The organism is Elstera cyanobacteriorum (assembly GCF_002251735.1).
Classification (GTDB): Bacteria; Pseudomonadota; Alphaproteobacteria; order Elsterales; family Elsteraceae; genus Elstera; species Elstera cyanobacteriorum.
In genome coordinates this window covers 1-15,646 of sequence record NZ_NOXS01000025.1, presented here as the reverse complement: position 1 = coordinate 15,646, position 15,646 = coordinate 1, and the positions used below count along the sequence as shown (strand labels likewise).

11 protein-coding genes are annotated in these 15,646 nt (G+C 60.4%); 5 read left to right on the top strand and 6 right to left on the bottom strand.

What is annotated here, in order from left to right:
- Positions 1-109: 109 nt before the first annotated feature.
- Together CHR90_RS02975 and CHR90_RS02970 are read left to right on the top strand one after the other, a co-directional pair.
- The gene (locus CHR90_RS02975) at positions 110-2,044 is read left to right on the top strand and encodes a bifunctional 2',3'-cyclic-nucleotide 2'-phosphodiesterase/3'-nucleotidase (protein ID WP_094407500.1); all 1,935 of its coding nucleotides are present in this window, start codon (positions 110-112) and stop codon (positions 2,042-2,044) included.
- A 152-nt stretch (positions 2,045-2,196) separates the two neighbouring features.
- Complete coding sequence (locus CHR90_RS02970; protein ID WP_094407499.1) at positions 2,197-2,652, top strand: hypothetical protein; 456 nt, start codon at positions 2,197-2,199, stop codon at positions 2,650-2,652.
- Positions 2,653-2,680: 28 nt separating this feature from the next.
- Here CHR90_RS02970 and CHR90_RS02965 read toward each other — a convergent pair whose 3' ends face one another.
- The 5 genes from CHR90_RS02965 to CHR90_RS02945 form a co-directional block, all read right to left on the bottom strand.
- Complete coding sequence (locus CHR90_RS02965; protein ID WP_094407498.1) at positions 2,681-3,199, bottom strand: GNAT family N-acetyltransferase; 519 nt, start codon at positions 3,197-3,199, stop codon at positions 2,681-2,683.
- An 8-nt stretch (positions 3,200-3,207) separates the two neighbouring features.
- On the bottom strand, positions 3,208-3,777 hold the full coding sequence (locus CHR90_RS02960) for a helix-turn-helix domain-containing protein (RefSeq protein ID WP_094407497.1): 570 nt from the start codon (positions 3,775-3,777) through the stop codon (positions 3,208-3,210).
- Positions 3,778-3,872: 95 nt separating this feature from the next.
- A protein-coding gene (gene prfB / locus CHR90_RS02955; RefSeq protein ID WP_096777661.1) for a peptide chain release factor 2 occupies positions 3,873-4,983 on the bottom strand; the annotation gives its coding sequence in 2 pieces (ribosomal slippage) (positions 3,873-4,913 and positions 4,915-4,983; 1,110 coding nt in all).
- Between the two features lie 24 nt (positions 4,984-5,007).
- Positions 5,008-7,560 carry a penicillin-binding protein 1A gene (locus CHR90_RS02950; protein ID WP_094407495.1) on the bottom strand — a complete coding sequence of 851 codons (2,553 nt, stop codon included), beginning with the start codon at positions 7,558-7,560 and terminating at the stop codon, positions 5,008-5,010.
- Between the two features lie 110 nt (positions 7,561-7,670).
- Positions 7,671-9,317: an N-acetylmuramoyl-L-alanine amidase gene (locus CHR90_RS02945; protein ID WP_094407494.1), complete on the bottom strand. Its 1,647-nt coding sequence runs from the start codon at positions 9,315-9,317 to the stop codon at positions 7,671-7,673.
- Positions 9,318-9,912: 595 nt separating this feature from the next.
- Between CHR90_RS02945 and CHR90_RS02940 the strand changes: the two genes are divergently transcribed.
- On the top strand, positions 9,913-12,618 hold the full coding sequence (locus CHR90_RS02940) for an Rne/Rng family ribonuclease (protein WP_094407493.1): 2,706 nt from the start codon (positions 9,913-9,915) through the stop codon (positions 12,616-12,618).
- A gap of 59 nt (positions 12,619-12,677) precedes the next feature.
- On the opposite strand, the gene maiA is transcribed toward CHR90_RS02940, so the two are convergent.
- A complete protein-coding gene (maiA, locus tag CHR90_RS02935) occupies positions 12,678-13,325 on the bottom strand; it encodes a maleylacetoacetate isomerase (RefSeq protein ID WP_094407492.1) in 648 nt (215 codons plus the stop codon).
- A 221-nt stretch (positions 13,326-13,546) separates the two neighbouring features.
- On the opposite strand from maiA, the gene CHR90_RS19110 reads away from it, so the two are divergent.
- Positions 13,547-14,950 (top strand): hypothetical protein, encoded by a 1,404-nt coding sequence (locus CHR90_RS19110; protein WP_141210860.1) that lies wholly within the window; start codon positions 13,547-13,549, stop codon positions 14,948-14,950.
- A 136-nt stretch (positions 14,951-15,086) separates the two neighbouring features.
- Positions 15,087-15,602 carry a hypothetical protein gene (locus CHR90_RS02920; protein WP_094407489.1) on the top strand — a complete coding sequence of 172 codons (516 nt, stop codon included), beginning with the start codon at positions 15,087-15,089 and terminating at the stop codon, positions 15,600-15,602.
- The last annotated feature ends 44 nt before the right edge of the window (positions 15,603-15,646 follow it).

Here is a 15,646-nt window from a genome sequence, read left to right as displayed (position 1 = left end):
GCGCCCAAAAACTTGACGCTAACGTCACCAAAATTTCACGAGCCCGTCCAGATGGTTTGTTTGCTATCGTGCGAAAGCCTTAGGGCACTGTGACAAGGGGAAAATACACATGCGCACGCGCTCGCTCGTCGGCCTGTTTCTGGCCGGATCGCTTCTGACCACGCCGGTTCTGGCCCAGCAGGTGACCGCCAAACTTCGGCTGCTGCAAACCACGGATCTGCACACGAGTCTGCTGAATTACGATTATTATCGGGATGCGGAGGATAATACCGTCGGCCTCAGCAAGGTCGCGACGCTGATCCGGCAAGCGCGGACCGAAGCCCCGAACAGCCTGCTGATCGATAACGGCGACCTGCTGCAGGGCAATCCGTTGGGCGATTATATCGCCAAGGTTAAGGGCCTGAAGGATGGTGATACACATCCGATGTATATGGCCATGAACCTGATTGGCTATGATGCCGCTTCGCTCGGTAATCATGAATTCAACTTCGGCTTACCCTTCCTCGATACGGCTTTGAAAGGGGCGAAATTCCCTTCGGTCTCGGCGAATATCTTTGAAACTGATGGCAATACCCATCGTTTTAAACCCTATGTCATCCTCGACCGTACAGTGAAAGACACGGGTGGTAAGGAACATCCCATTAAGATCGCCGTCATCGGTCTAACGACGCCGCAGATCGTGCAATGGGATAAGGCCCATCTCGACGGTAAAATCGTCACCAAAGACATTGTGGCAACCGCCGAAGCCATTGTGCCCGAGGTTAAAGCAAAAGGCGCTGACCTGATCATCCTTGCAGCGCATACCGGCATTGGCACCGATCAGGTGAAATCGGGGGATATGGCCGAAAATGCTGGCTGGGCGCTTACGAAAGTTCCTGGCATCCACGCCGTTCTAACCGGCCATCAGCATCTTACCTTCCCCGGACAATTCAAAGATCTCGCGGGCGCCGACGCCGCCAAAGGCACCATCAATGGTGTTCCCATCGCCATGCCCGGCTTCTGGGGGAGCCACCTGGGGGTATTCGACCTTGAATTGACCAAAACTGACGGTGGCTGGAGCGTCACCAGCGGCACCAGCAGTATCCGCCCCATCTATAAGCTCGACGAGAACCGCAAGCGGGTTCCGCTGGTCGATAATCAGCCGGATATTGTCGCGGCGGTTACCCCTGTCCATGAAGAGGTGCTGAAGTATATTCGTGCCCCCTTTGGTAAGGTCGCAGCGCCGATCTATAGTTATTTTGCCTTGGTGCAGGACGATCCCTCGGTGCAGATCGTTTCCGACGCGCAGGTTTGGTACGCCCAAAAGGCGCTGAAGGGCACGAAATACGAAAACCTGCCGATCTTGTCGGCAGCAGCACCTTTCAAAGCGGGCGGGCGCGGTGGGCCTGACTATTACACCGATGTTCCGGCGGGTGAAATTGCCATTAAGAATGCGGCGGATCTCTACCTCTACCCGAACACGGTCCAAATGGTGACGCTGACGGGTGCGGGCGTGCGCGAATGGCTGGAAATGTCGGCGGGCCAGTTCAAACAGATCGACCCGAACAAGAGCGACCCGCAGGATCTGGTCGATACCAGCTTCCCAACCTTCAATTTCGATATTATCGACGGCGTAACCTATGAGGTCGATGTAACCCAGCCGAAGCGCTACGATAACGACGGCAAGCTGGTCGCCCCCGACGCGCGCCGCATCAAGAACCTGGCTTTCCAAGGTAAGCCGATTGACGATAAGCAAGACTTCGTCATCGTCACCAACAATTACCGCGCCTCGGGCGGCGGTAAGTTCCCCGGCCTTGATGGCAAGAACATCATTCTGCAAGCCCCGGACGAAAACCGCCAGGCGCTGATCGACTTCATCACCGAACAAAAATCGGTGAACCCCAGCGCCGATAAGAACTGGCGTTTTGCCAAAACTGGCAAGCCGGTAACCCTCGCGTTCGAAAGCGGCGCCAAGGCCGAAGCCTTCCTCGCCTCCAACCCGGCTTTGACGAAGCTCGGCGACGGCCAGAACGGTTTTGTGCGCTATGGGCTGAAGCTGGATTAAGCCCAAGCAATTCCACGAATGCGTTAAAGGGGGTAAGCTACTCTAACGAGCTTATCCCCTCACTCTTCCTCGCTTCCGCTGGGTCTTGGCATATACGTCTCAGCAGCAAATCGAATCGGGTGGGGAAGTTTTTAACTAACGGTGAGCACAGTATGATAACTGCACCTACAAGCACTCTGAACCTTCCGATCACAGATTTAAAAGTTATAGCCACTCTCGCACCGAAATTTGCGAGCTTTCAATTATGCTGGGTCAATAAAAATGGGGACGACGGCAGCTTCATCGTCTCAGCCAATATGGTTCCAATGCTTAATGACCTCCTGACTCAAGCCATTGCTTATTTAAAGGATTTTCAAAAATTCATCTCCGCCCAGGCACTCAACATTTCTACGGATGATCCGGTCGGCTTCAACATCACACAAACAGTAACAACCAGCGGAGACGCCGCCTATTTATATATGGAAGCCGTCATAAATCCGCAGGGAACCCCGCTGACGCCGGAGATTATTTATCAGATCAAACCAGGGAATGAGCCTAACGCTCTCCTATACGATCTAAACGAACAAATCACATCCGTCATTAGCGCGCTAGAACAACCGGTTGTTTAAGCGGTTAAGCTCAGACCGATATACTTATTTATAGCTCTTTATAAAAGATTGTGGTGCCGTGCAGCCCATCGCGGGCGGTGTTGAGCGCGTAGCCGGGGATCACCCCCACCACCTGATAGCCGAGGCCGATATAGAGCGGCTCCGCCCGATCACCCGTGCGGGTATCCAGCGTCAGTAGAGCGCGGTTCCGCTGCCGGGCTTCCGCTTCCAGCGCCCCCATCAGCGCCTTGGCCGCGCCAAGGCGGCGGGCGGTCGGATGGACCATCAGCTTACACACTTCGCCCCGATGCGGCTGGTTCGGCGGCGTGTCGGTATCGAGTTGCACCGTTCCAATCAATCGGCCGTCCGCTTCCGCCACCAGCAGCGCCCGCGTGCCCGCCGCGACGCCAGGGCGCACTTTCTGCGTCCAGAAGGCAGCGGCATCGTCTGGGGAGAAAGGCAGCATAAAACTGATACTCGCGCCATCCTGCACGCAAGCATGCAGCAGATCGGCCAAGTCAGGCAGACGGCGGTCAAGGTCGGCGGCGCTTAAAGACAGGATTTCCATGCTAAGCCTCACACAAAAAAAATCAGATAGCGGGCGCCGGTCTGCGCCGGCGTTTGAAAGCGGCTGGGGCCGAAAAGCTGGTAGCGTAGGCAATCCCCCGGGCAAAGGCGGTGGGCGGTCCCTTCCAGGGTCAGCAGCAATTCCCCCTCCAGCAGCACCAGATGATGCTCTAGCCCCGGACGCGGCGGGGCGTCGTAGGCAATATCGGTGCCCGGGGGAAGGGTCGCGTCGATCACCTCCCCCGCTAGGCTTTGGGCAGGCGGGGAGACCGAGCGGCGGGTGAAACCCGTGGCGGGGTCGGTCCAGACCGGCTGATCGGCGCGGCGGATCAGCGGGGCGAAACCAACTTCCACCATCCGCATCAGCCGCGAGAGCGTCAGGCCATAGGCGCTACAGAGCTTCCCCAGCACCTGGGTCGTCGCGCTCACCTCGGCATTTTCCAGGCGGGAAAGCGTCGCCCGACTGACGGCGCTGCGTTTCGCGAGATCATCCAGTGACCAGCCGCGTTCCTGCCGAAGCGCTTTCAGCCGCTGGGCAAGGCGATGGTCGAGGGCGTCATCGGGAAGAGTATTTTCCATATATGAGAATATATCTCTAGTATGAGATTGTATCAATCCCAAAAACGAATAGCCCGGCACAGGGCCGGGCTATCACATCCAATCACGTGCTCGGCTTAAGGCGCCGTCGTCCCCACCCGTGCCGCCAGAGCGGCTTCGAGGAACAGGTCGATATCGCCATCCAGCACCGCGCCGGAATTGCCCATTTCGGCCCCAGTGCGCAGGTCCTTGACCATCTGGTAGGGCTGCAAGACGTAGGAGCGGATTTGATGGCCCCAGCCGATCTCAGTCTTGGTGGCATTGGCCGCCGCCGCTTTCGCTTCCCGCTCTTGCAGTTCCCGCTCGTACAGGCGGGCTTTCAGCATTTGCATTGCCGTTGCGCGGTTACGGTGCTGGGAGCGGTCGGACTGACAGGCAACAACGATACCAGTCGGCATATGGGTAATGCGGATGGCGCTTTCCGTCTTATTGACGTGCTGCCCGCCCGCGCCCGAAGCCCGGAAGGTATCGATGCGCAGATCCTTATCCAGAACCTCCACCTCGATATTATCGTCCACCACCGGGTAGACCCAAACTGACGAAAAGCTAGTGTGCCGCCGCGCCTGGCTATCGAAGGGCGAAATGCGCACCAAGCGATGCACGCCGCTTTCGGTCTTCAGCCAGCCATAGGCATTGAGGCCAGTGATCTGGATTGTCGCCGATTTCAGGCCCGCTTCTTCGCCGGGGCTTTCTTCCAGCAGTTCGACCTTAAAGCCGCGCCGTTCCGCCCAGCGGGTATACATGCGCAGCATGATATTGGCCCAATCCTGAGCCTCGGTGCCGCCTGCCCCCGCATTGACTTCGAGATAGCAATCATTGCTATCGGCTTCGCCGGACAGCAGGCTTTCCAGCACGCGCTTATCGGCTTCGACCTTCAGGGCTTCCAGCGCCGCTTCGGCTTCCCCGACCAGATCGGCATCGCCCTCTAGTTCCGCGAGCTCGAGCAGGCCGAGCGCATCGGCAAGCTGGTTTTCGATGCCGCGATAGCCGCCGACCTTGCGTTCCAGCGCGGTCTTTTCTTTCAGCAGGCTTTGCGCCTTGGCCTGATCGTTCCACAGGTCGGGATCGTTAGCGGCGTCGGTGAGTTCGTTTAGACGGGCGACAGAGACATCCCAGTCAAAGACCCCTCCTCAGCAGCTCAAGTTGCTGCTTGATGTGATCGTGGATCGCCGTGATTTCGGCACGCATGATGTTCTTTCCTTAAGTCTACGCTTAGTAAATACCGCCGAGATTGCCCGAACTCGGCACCGGGACGGGAACCGGCACCGGGGCATCGCCCGCAACCGGAGCCGGGGCTGCCGGATCGGTTGCCCCGCCTTCGCCGCCCGGCACGGGGGTCAGGCTATAGCCTTGCGGCAGGTCGCCGAGCAAGGGGTCTGCATCGTCATTATCGTTCGCCCCCGGCTCGGTGCCCGGCTTGAAGGCTTCGAAGATCGCTTTGGGGTCGCCCGGCGTCGCCAGCTTGCCGGTTTCGCGGTTCACCCGCACCATGCGCAGCCCCGGCGGCACGCGGAAGGGAATCGGCGGCACCCCATCCAGCGCTTCCTTCATGAAATCGCGGAAGATTGGCGCCATATTGCCGCCGCCAGTTTCGGTCTTGCCCAGAGTGCGCGGCTGATCGAAGCCGATGTAGGTTGCGACCACCAGATCGGGCGAATAGCCGACGAACCAATTGTCAAAACTATCGTTGCTGGTGCCGGTCTTGCCTGCCAGCGGGCGCTTTAGTGCCGCACCGACCGCAGCCCCAGTGCCGCGCTGCACGACGCCTTCGAGGATCGAGGTCATCTGATAGGCCGTCGCCGCGTCGATCACCTGCGGGCGGTTATCCGCCGGGTAGGGCGGCATACCGCCGTCATAGGTATCGAGCGCGCAATTCTCGCAGACGCGCGGATCATGCTTGAAGATCGTCTGGCCGTAGCGGTCCTGCACGCGGTCGATCACCGTGGGCAGGACCTTCTTTCCGCCATTGGCGATCATCGCGTAAGCCGCCGCCATTTTCAGCGGCGTGCTTTCCCCAGCGCCGAGGGACATCGACAGCAGCGGCGGCAGATTGTCGGTAATGCCGAAGCGGGCGGCAATATCGACCACCTTCTCCATCCCGATGGCGGAGGCAAGACGAATGGTCATCAGGTTACGGCTTTGTTCGATCCCCAGCCGCAGCGACGAGGGGCCGTAGAATTTTTCGGTGTAATTCTCGGGACGCCACTTCTTGCCCGATCCATCATCCATCACGAAGGGCGCATCCAGCACGATGGAGGCGGGCGTATAACCGTCTTCAAAAGCCGCCATATAAACGAAGGGCTTGAAGCTCGACCCCGGCTGACGCTTCGCCTGGGTGGCGCGGTTAAACTGGCTTTGATCGAAGCTAAGACCACCCACCAGCGCCAGCACGCGCCCAGTGTGCGGGTCCATCGCAACAAGCCCGCCCGACACGTCGGGAATTTGGCGCAGGCCGTAGGTATCGGCGGGATATTTGGTCTTGCCGTCCGCCGCCGTGGTGACCGGTTCGACCAAGATAAGGTCGCCGACCGTCAGTACGTCCGATACTTTCTTCGGCGGCGCGCCGACCTTCTGTTCCGGCAACACGGGCCGCGCCCAGGCGAGTTCCGATAACGGGATTTTGCCTTGCTTCGTTTCGCTCTTCGAGACGCGCACGCCGATATCCGCCGCCGTATCGCTGACTTTCAGCACCAGCCCCAAATGCCAATCCCCCGCCCCGCCGGGAAGGCTCCGGGCCAGCAGCGTCTTTTCCCAATCGTTCACCGGTACAGCCTTATCGACTGGGCCGCGCCAACCGTGGCGGCGGTCATAGCGCACCAGACCGTTCCGGAACACCCGGTCGGCGATTTCCTGCAAGCGCGGGTCGAGGGAGGCGCGCACGGTCAAACCGCCACGATAGGCCCCCTCTTCGCCATAGCGCGCCACCAGCTCGCGGCGCACTTCTTCGGCGAAATAATCGGCTTTGACGGTTTCATCGGCGTCGCGGCGCTGAACCTTCAACGCTTCCTGCTTGGCCGCCGTCGCCTCTTCAGCCGTGATATACCCGTCTTCGCGCATCCGCTCGATCACATAGTCGCGGCGGGCGCGGGCGCGGTCGTTCTGAGTGAAGGGATTATAGTTCGACGGCGCTTTCGGCAGAGCTGCCAGATAAGCTGCTTCGCCAATGGTGAGCTGATCAAGCGGCTTGTTGAAGTAGGTCAGCGCCGCCGCCGCCACCCCATAAGCGCCCTGCCCGCCAATCGAGCCGAGGTAAATTTCATTCAAGTAGAGTTCGAGGATCTGGTCTTTGGTCAGCGCCTGTTCGATACGGATCGACAAGATCATTTCCTTGATCTTACGGTCCATCGTTCGCTCATTGCTCAGCAAAAAGCTGCGCGTTACCTGCTGAGTGATGGTCGAAGCCCCAATCAGCCGCCGCCCAGATAGGTAATAGCCGAGGTTCTGCACCATCGCACGGGCCAGCCCCATCGCATCGATGCCCGGGTGGGTATAGAAATTCTGATCTTCCGCCGACACAAAAGCCTGCTTCACGCGCGGCGGGATCAGGGCGATGGGAACGAAAACGCGCTTTTCGGCGGCAAATTCCGCCATCAGCCGCCCATCCCCCGCATAAACGCGCGAGACGATCGGCGGCTTATATTCCGCTAGCTTCTGATGGTCCGGCAGTTGGTCGCCATAGTAGCGCAGCAGCCAAACGAAGCCGCCCAGCGCCGCCAGGGTGCCGATCAGCAGCAGCGAAAGAAACGCGATGAACCAAGTCCGCATCGTCAGGCCCGAACCCTTCCTATTTTCCGCATGTTCTTAGCAGAAAATGGCCAGGGTAAGACGGAATCTTGACGCCGGGAACGCAAAGCCGGGTTGCAGCGCCGAAAGGGTCAGCCCGCCCGGGCGCGCGTCAAGGTCGGGCGGATGGCGTCGATGGCGCGCACAACGCCCGCCGCGATCTTCTCGCGAAACTCCGGCGACAAAATCCGCCGTTCATCCTCCGGGTTCGAGAGATAACCGAGTTCGAGCAAGACAGAAGGCATATCGGGCGCCGTCAGCACGGCAAACCCCGCCGAACGGACGGTATTATTGACCTGGGCGGTTTCGCGCCGCAGCTCCCCCGCAAGCTGGGTGGCGAACTGGCGAGACGCCGCCCGCGAATCGCGCTGGGCGATATCGATCAGGATCGATGCGGCCGTGCCGGTCGCCCCCGATAGATCGGCGCCGGTGATAATGTCGGCCTTATTTTCTTTCGCAGCCAGGGCTTCCGCTTCTCGATCCGATGCTTTGTCGGACAGGGTATAGACCGACATGCCGGACACGCTGCGGTCGGCCAGCGCATCGGCATGGATGGAGATGAACAGGGCGGCGCTTTCACTCCGAGCCAAGGCTACCCGGTCGCGCAGCGGCAGCAATTCGTCACCGTCGCGGGTCAGGAACACGCGATAGCGGCCCGTTGCCTCCAACTGGGCGCGGATGGCGCGGGCGTAGGCCAGCACGATATCTTTTTCGAACTTGCCGGAATAGGAGGTGGCGCCGGGGTCTTTGCCGCCGTGCCCAGCATCGACCATGATCACCGGCAGATCGGCTTCGGGAACCGCAACGGGGGACGGCGTGAAGCGTGGCGGGCCGAGCGGGATGATCACCCGCACCGCCTGATAAGGCGCACGCTCGTACACCGCCCCGCCCGCCTTCGGCGCCGCGTCTAGCGGGCGGGCGCCGAGCAGCGCCCCCGGCGGTTGCGATGGGACCACGCTTTCTTGCGGGACCGGCGCCGGTTGCGGCAGCCCGAGCGGTTCGGCCTGAACCTTCGGGCGCGGCACAGCAGGCGGCGGCACCGGTGCAGGCGGCGTCGGCAGCGGGGCGCCCGGAGTATAGGCGGGTTGCGCGGGCGGGGCTGAAAATGGTGACGGCCCCGCAGTTGCTTGGCGGTTGGGTAACCGCACCCCCGGCGTTTCCGTGACCGGTGGCAACCCAGCGGTCCCCGCCGGACCGAGGCCGGTCAGCGGGATCGGCGCATTGCCCGTGGGCGCCGGGGCCACAGGCGTATTCATCAGCGGGGCGGATAACCCCAGGGGGGCATTCGATGAGACCGGCGGGGCGCTTTGCGTTACCGGTGCCGGGGTTCCCGGCACGAGATCGACCACCAAGCGATAGCGCTGCTGGCCCTCGGGCGGGAATAGGCTGGCCGCCTGGATTTGCGCCGACCGGGTGAGCACCAGTTCGATACCGCGCTTGCCGCTGGCATCGAGCGTCGTCACCGCGCGCTGGATCAAACCGCCGCGCGGCGGTGCATCCTCAAGCCGCAAGGTCACACCCGAAAGATCGATAAAGACCCGGTCCGGGCCGCGCGGCTGGGCACGGACCGTCACCGGTTCCGACACATCGAGCACGAACCGTGTGACGCCGCCGTCGCGCACCCCTACCCGCCAGCCGCTCGCCACCGCTTCCGCCCACGCGGGCAAGGAAACGACAAGGCCGGGCAGCAGCGCCAGCGCACCGAACAAAAAGCCGAAGCGGGAACGAAGAGCGGTCATGGCGCAGAGAATGCCCGCGCCTAAGGCCTCGCGCAACCCGGCATCCGCCCCTTAGGCAGGATTGTCCCCGGCCTGCGTAAGACACATCCGCCCTTTTCCGTAAATCTTTCTGCCGCCTGCGGAATCTGATTGTGGCGCTGCACACTTATCCCTATTGTAACAGCGCATGTCCGGGATCGGCGGGGGCTTCAAGGCCAACCCGAAAATCTTCGGTCGTTGGCTTATCGGCTCGGTGAGAGCGGATCGGCCCTGCTCTGGCGGAAGAACCATTCCCGCCGCAGGGGGCTGAGATCCGGTTGAGGCGTCCGGTAGGTCGCCGTCCCCTGGGTTTGCGCCCCACAGGTTTCGCGAGATGGTCTTGCGTCTAACCCAGGAGCCGTCAGTCTAGTGTCCAACGCGCGCGGTCACCGCAGCTTAAACCCGATGCCCAAGGGGGCTTTTGCCGCCTTGGCTGCTGTTCGGGTGGGGACAATGGACCGTTTTACGGTTCCGACTTTATTTCAAACCCCAGGGATGACCTCAGGCTGCCCCCGCCCCGCACTGCGACGGCGGACCGATCTGCTGGCCCCGGAAGGTTTGCCGGAGCATAATTTACATGGTCAAACGTATGTTGATCGACGCGACGCACGCGGAAGAAACCCGCGTCGTCGTGCTGGACGGCCAACGTCTCGAAGAATTTGACGTCGAGACTTCGACTAAAAAGCAGCTTAAGGGCAATATCTACCTTGCGAAAGTGACGCGGGTGGAACCCTCGTTGCAGGCGGCCTTCGTCGAATATGGCGGCGGTCGTCATGGCTTTTTGGCTTTCTCGGAAATCCACCCGGATTACTACCGCATTCCCATCGCCGACCGCGAAGCGCTGATCGAAGAAGCCGCCCGCGAGGCCGCCGAAGCCAAGGCCGCCGCCAATAACGACGATGGCGAGGATGGTGAACACGTCGAGGAAGTTGGCGGCGACGAGTTCGATGACGTCTCCCCGCGCCGATCCAAACTGCTGCGCAATTATAAGATTCAGGACGTTATCACCCGCCGCCAGATCATGCTGGTGCAGGTGGTGAAGGAAGAGCGCGGCAATAAGGGCGCAGCGCTGACCACCTATCTGTCGCTGGCGGGCCGCTATTGCGTGCTGATGCCGAACAATCCGCGCGGCGGCGGCGTCAGCCGTAAGATCACCAACGGGGCCGACCGTAAGCGCCTAAAAGGCATGCTGGACGAGTTCAATATTCCCGATGGGATGGCGGTCATCGTTCGCACGGCGGGGATGGAGCGCTCGCGCATCGAGATCCGCCGCGATTATGAATATCTGCTGCGCCTGTGGGACGAGATTCGCGAAAGCACGCTGGCAGCAACCGCCCCGGCCTTGATCCACGAAGAAGGCAATCTGATCAAGCGCGCGATCCGCGACCTTTATTCGCGCGATATCGAACAGGTGCTGGTCGAGGGCGATGCGGGCTACGAAACGGCCAAGAGCTTTATGCGCATGCTGATGCCGAGCCACGCGCGCCGCATCGTCCCGTATAAAGACCCGACCATTCCGCTGATGCACCGCTATCAGGTAGAAACCCAGCTTGATCAAATCCATTCGCCGGTCGTCCAGCTCCGCTCCGGCGGGTATATCGTCATCAACCCGACCGAAGCGCTGGTTTCGATCGACGTAAACTCTGGCCGCGCCACGCGCGAACGGCATATCGAAGAAACCGCCTATAAGACCAACCTGGAAGCGGCGGAAGAAATCGCCCGTCAGGTGCGGCTGCGCGATTTGGCCGGGCTGATCGTTATCGACTTTATCGATATGGAGGAAGGCCGCAACAATCAGGCGGTCGAGCGCAAGCTGAAGGAGGCGATGAAGGCCGACCGGGCGCGCATTCAGATCGGTCGGATTTCGGCTTTCGGTCTGCTGGAACTGTCGCGCCAGCGCCTGCGCCCCTCGGTGCTGGAAGCCCATACCGAAAAATGCCCGCATTGCAACGGCTCGGGCGTGATCCGCTCGACCGAATCGACGGCGCTCACCGTCCTGCGCGCCATCGAGGAAGAAGGCATCCGCAACCGATCGGCTGAAATTCTGGTCTATGTGCCGACCGATATTGCGCTGTATCTGCTGAACCAGAAGCGCGATGCCCTGGGCCGTATCGAGGAACGCTATCGCTTCCGCGTCCAAATCGGTCGCGACGATACGCTGACTCCGCCGGATCACCGGATCGACCGGTTGCAGCCGAAGACGCCGGAACAGATTGCCGAACTCGCGGCGCTGGCCGCCGTTGTTCCGGTTGCCTTCGAACCGGATGCCGAAGATCTGGCCTATGAAGATGAAGAACTGACCGCCGAAGATCGGGCCGCATTAGCCCAAGACGATGAGATCGAGGGCGAAGACGGGGCCGAGGGCGAGACCGGCGATAAGGGTGACGATGCTAACCGCCGTCGCCGTCGCCGTCGCCGTCGCCGTCGGCGGCGGGAAGATGGTCAGGAAGAAGGGTCGGGCGAAATCACCGGCCAGACCGAGGGCGAGTTTGGCGATGACGGTGACGGCGAGGTCGACGAAACCGACGCCCAGGCCGACGCCGCCGAGACGGAGGATGCCGCAGGGGAAGACGCGCCGGTTGCCGAGGGCGACGACGCGCCACGCCGCCGCCGGGGCAAGCGGGGCGGTCGCCGTCGCTCCCGCCGGGGGGACGAACGTGGTGCGGAGGACGCAGTCGCGACCGATGACACCTCGGAAACCGCAGCCGACGCGCCAACCGCCGTTGTGATCCCCATCACCGAAGTCGGTGCCGAACCGGCCCCCGAGGTCGCGGCAGCGGATGTGCCGGTTCCAGCAGAAGAAGCCCCGGCAAAACCCAAACGCGCCCCGCGCCGCAAAAAGGTCGATGCTGAGGCCGAAGCCGCTGTCGCTGAACCGGCGCCAACCGTCGCGGCGGACGCCCCGGCCGCCGAGCCCCTGGCAAAGCCAAAACGCGCCCCGCGCCGCAAAAAGGCCGATGCTGAACCGGAAGCTGCGGCGACCGAACCGACCCCGACCGCCGTCGCGGACGCCCCTGCGGTGGAGGCTCCGGCCAAACCCAAGCGTGCCCCGCGCCGCAAGAAGGTGGAAACCGAGGCCGGACCGGTTGCTGTCGAACCCGTGCCGGTCGTGATCGCAGAAGCCCCGGCTGAGCCCGCCGTCGAACCGGCAGCCCCCGTGGACGCAAATGTCCCAGTGGACACAGATGCTCCTGCGGAAAATCTGGCCGTTGCGGAGGCTGTAAAAGTCGTCGATGTCGATCAAGCGGGCCTGCCGCCGAAGCGCGGCTGGTGGCGCCGTTAAGCGCTACCCCTCACGCCTCAGGAAACCGCCCCTTCCCGGGGCGGTTTCTTTTTTAGGGGTTACGCGCCCGGCTCGGCGTCCGGTTGCTGTGCCGGATGCGCCGCGTGAAAGGCAGGGTGCGCCGCGGCTTGAGCGTCAATCCGTAGTAGCGTCGGAAATGCCTCCAGCGGCACGGAAAAGCGGCGGGCGTTGTAAAGCTGGGGGATCAGAACGCAGTCCGCCAGACCGGGCGTGTTGCCGTGGCACCAAGACCCGGTATCGCTGTCCCGCGCCAAGCGGGTTTCGAGCGCGGCGAACCCCTCCAAAATCCAATGGCCGATCCAGGCATCAATAGTGACCTGGGACTGGCCGAGCGGGTCTTTGAGGTATTTCAACACCCGCAGGTTATTGAGCGGGTGGATATCACAGGCAACAAGCTGGGCGAGACTGCGCACCCGTGCCCGGCCCAAAGCATCCCCCGGTAGCAACGGCGGTTCTGGGTGCGTCTCGTCAAGATACTCCAGAATCGCCAGCGACTGGGTTAGCACAGTCTCCCCCACCGTAAGGCTTGGTACCAGCCCTTGTGGGTTGAGCCTGCGATACGCCGGGCTATGCTGCTCGCCATGCCGCAGGTGGCACGACACCTGCTCTGCCGGGATCCCTTTCAACGCCAGGGCGATCCGAAGACGATACGCGGCGGACGATCTGTAATAATCGAATAGTTTCATACCCTTCGCTCACTTAAGATAAAGTTACACGGAAACATGAAACAATTTTCTCCTCATACACCATATCATGCTACGCAGATGCCTGGAGTGTTACACTAAATCCTAAAATACAATAGCATTCAAACATCACCCTTAACCTCGCGTTAATATTTTTCCCTTGCAAAAGATCCGCATTTTAGCGATTTATCGGAGACCTATCTCTCCGGTGGAATGTTTAGATTATGGCAATCACGGCGACTTATAAAGTTTATGGCTATGGTGCAAGTTTGGGTTCGTACCAAAGCCGAGTCTTGGCTGGCATTGATGCAGCGTTAGCCTCGCTTTCCTCAGTCCTCGCCGGGGATGCCAAACTCCAAATTGCAGTAACGGCTTTCTCGGAGAACAGTACGACGCTGGCCGGTGCTGAACCAAGCTCGTATCTTTATGTTGGTGCGACTGGCGGGAAATACATCTATGACACATCGCTAGCCTATCAGTTACGTACAGGTATCGATAAGAACGGCAGCGCCGATGACATCGATATTTATATTAATACTCAAAAATTTGAACGTTTTTTCTTTGACTCAAGCCCCTGGGACTCCGGAGATATTCCAGGGGACAGGATCGATTTCATCTCTACAATGGTTCACGAAATCCTTCACGGCTTGGGTTTTACTGGAAACATAAATGCAGAAACTGGTAGGCCGTATAATTCAGCCCGAACGGTTTTTGATGAATTTGTCTCTTACAGCAATGGGCAACCGTATTTCACAGGAGAAAATGCCCGTAGTTACTACGGCGGTAACGTCCCCCTTGATCGTGAGAGCGTTTACCACCTTGGCAACCTCGATGGGGTTGGCAGTGACTTAAATAATGAACTGATGGCGGCTTACGCCCAACAGGGTGTTCGCGACGTCATTAGCCCCCTCGAAAAGGCTATAATGGCTGACCTCGGTATTGGTACCAATCAGTCGGATAGTCTGCGTGTTCATTTTGAACCAACTTCGCAGTCGGTAACATTGCGCGCGGGTTATGGCACCGATACTGCGGTTTATGCCGGCAGTCGCAGCGAGTATACTGTAACCTATTCGGCCGGATCGGGCGGTTATATCGTCAAAGGGCGGGGGTATACAGACACTCTTGTCTCTGTCGAGCGGATGAAAATTGGGAACGACTTTTATTGGATCGAAGATCTCGCTGGCCTAACCAAGGGCGTGCATCGGTTCTACAATAAGGATACCGGCACGCATTTTATGACCGGATCTAACCAAGAAGCCTATCAGCTTCGGATGAACGCGGCGAATATGGAAGACGAAGGCATGGCCTTCGCGACGGCAAGCAGTACCGCTAGCTCGCTCGAGGTTTTCCGTTTCCTTAATAAATCCACAGGCGCGTATTTTTATACGATCAGCGTCGATGAGCGAAACAATATCCAGAAAACGCTAGCTAATTTTGAATATCAAGGCAGCAGCTTCCGCGCCTATACTAAGGATAGCGGGCCGCAGGAAGAATTATACCGCTTCTTCAATACCGCAACGGGATCGCATTTCTTCACCACGTCGGAGGCTGAGCGCGATACTATCATCGGTAGCCTGCCGACGTATAAGTACGAAGGCGTGGGTTTTTACGTCGATGTTCTGTCCTGAGCCTAACCGGTTCGTGACAGAAAGGTAAGTTGTTCCTTGGGGCGGATTCTGCTGGAATCCGCCCTATGCGCTTCTGCCGAAATTTCGACAGGATTGCGGCTTAGACCGGCGCAGAGACCGTTTTTGGGGACATAGAATGATCGGCACGAAATTGACCGCCGTCGGCCTTGCCGCGCTGCTGCTGGCGGGGTGCGCCGCAAACCCGGGCGGGTCGGGCCAGCTGGGCGATTCTTGCGGCGAATTGGGCTGGGGCCGCATCGGCGGCACGCTGGCCGGTGCAACCGGCGGCGCTTTCTTGGGGTCGGCCTTCCGGGGCGCCGGGCGCAGCACGCAGGGCGCGGCGATTGCCGTTGGGGCGCTGGCAGGGGCTGCGGCGGGCTTCTTCGCGGGAAATTCCATCGATAAAGGCCAGTGCGAGCAGGCGATGATGGCACGGAACCGGGCGCTCGACCAAGGCCAGATCGGTCAATCGATTGCCTGGAACCAGGGCGAGGCGCGCGGCACCTTCACCCCAACGCGCGAAGGCCGCGATCAAAGCGGGGCACTGTGCAAAGAGTATGAACAGACGATCTATGTGGACGGTAAGGCCGAAACCGGGATCGGTCGCGCCTGCCGCCGCCCGGATGGCCGCTGGCAGATTGTGAACGATTAGGGCAAATCCCGAGCGGGTGGAATCACCCGCGACGACGTATTTGC

Bases quoted from the DNA above. Each gene is read 5' to 3' on its own strand.
- CHR90_RS02975 (WP_094407500.1), top strand. From the start codon at position 110: ATGCGCACGCGCTCGCTCGTCGGCCTGTTTCTGGCCGGATCGCTTCTG.
- CHR90_RS02970 (WP_094407499.1), top strand. From the start codon at position 2,197: ATGATAACTGCACCTACAAGCACTCTGAACCTTCCGATCACAGATTTA.
- CHR90_RS02965 (WP_094407498.1), bottom strand. From the start codon at position 3,199: ATGGAAATCCTGTCTTTAAGCGCCGCCGACCTTGACCGCCGTCTGCCT.
- CHR90_RS02960 (WP_094407497.1), bottom strand. From the start codon at position 3,777: ATGGAAAATACTCTTCCCGATGACGCCCTCGACCATCGCCTTGCCCAG.
- CHR90_RS02950 (WP_094407495.1), bottom strand. From the start codon at position 7,560: ATGCGGACTTGGTTCATCGCGTTTCTTTCGCTGCTGCTGATCGGCACC.
- CHR90_RS02945 (WP_094407494.1), bottom strand. From the start codon at position 9,317: ATGACCGCTCTTCGTTCCCGCTTCGGCTTTTTGTTCGGTGCGCTGGCG.
- CHR90_RS02940 (WP_094407493.1), top strand. From the start codon at position 9,913: ATGGTCAAACGTATGTTGATCGACGCGACGCACGCGGAAGAAACCCGC.
- maiA (WP_094407492.1), bottom strand. From the start codon at position 13,325: ATGAAACTATTCGATTATTACAGATCGTCCGCCGCGTATCGTCTTCGG.
- CHR90_RS19110 (WP_141210860.1), top strand. From the start codon at position 13,547: ATGGCAATCACGGCGACTTATAAAGTTTATGGCTATGGTGCAAGTTTG.
- CHR90_RS02920 (WP_094407489.1), top strand. From the start codon at position 15,087: ATGATCGGCACGAAATTGACCGCCGTCGGCCTTGCCGCGCTGCTGCTG.